This is a genomic window from Delftia sp. ZNC0008, from assembly GCF_000799035.1.
Lineage (GTDB): Bacteria > Pseudomonadota > Gammaproteobacteria > Burkholderiales > Burkholderiaceae_C > Comamonas > Comamonas tsuruhatensis.
In genome coordinates this window covers 1-618 of sequence record NZ_JTKZ01000217.1, presented here as the reverse complement: position 1 = coordinate 618, position 618 = coordinate 1, and the positions used below count along the sequence as shown (strand labels likewise).

General features: G+C 73.6%; 1 protein-coding gene. It reads right to left on the bottom strand.

Features of this window, described 5'->3' with window-relative positions; genetic code table 11:
• Window positions 1–618: acyl-CoA dehydrogenase family protein (locus tag L995_RS07355; protein WP_047470615.1), on the bottom strand; the 618-nt coding region annotated here is incomplete at both ends.

The following is a 618-nucleotide window of genomic DNA, read 5'->3' as shown; positions in this document are numbered from 1 at the left end:
CTGGCTGCAGCGCGCCTTGGCCACGGCCACGCGCAGCCGCTCGGGGAAGATGCCCTGCCCCGCGCAGCCCAGCCGGGCGGCCATGCGCGCGGCGAAGACATGCTCGCTCATCACCGCCAGCTGGTGCTGAATGGCCTGGAACTTGCCGATGGGACGCCCGAACTGCTGGCGGTCATTCGCATACTGCAGCGTGCGCTGGAACACCTCCATGAGCGCGCCCGCCAGCTGCGCCGCCACCAGGCCGGCCTGCAGCGTGCGCAGGTCCAGCCCACCCGGCAGGGCGATATCGGGAGCAGGTGCCGCGCGGACCTGATCGGCGCTCCAGCGCAGGTTCACGTCCAGGCAGAAGGCCGCCGGCTCGGACTGCGCCTGCGCCACGGGCAGCAGGCTCCAGCCCTGCGCATGCTGCACCAGCACGCTGTCCGCCACCGCGCCCAGGCGCGCGGGTTCGCAGTGCAGGCTGCCATCCGGCTGGAGCAGGCCTTGCGCCAACGCGATGGCGCCTGGTGGACGCTCCGCCCCCGCGCCAGCCAGCAGCGCGCGCGCCAGCATGGTCTCGCCCAGCGGCACGGGCAGCGCATGGGCGCCGGCCAGCGACCACACATCGAACAGACGCGG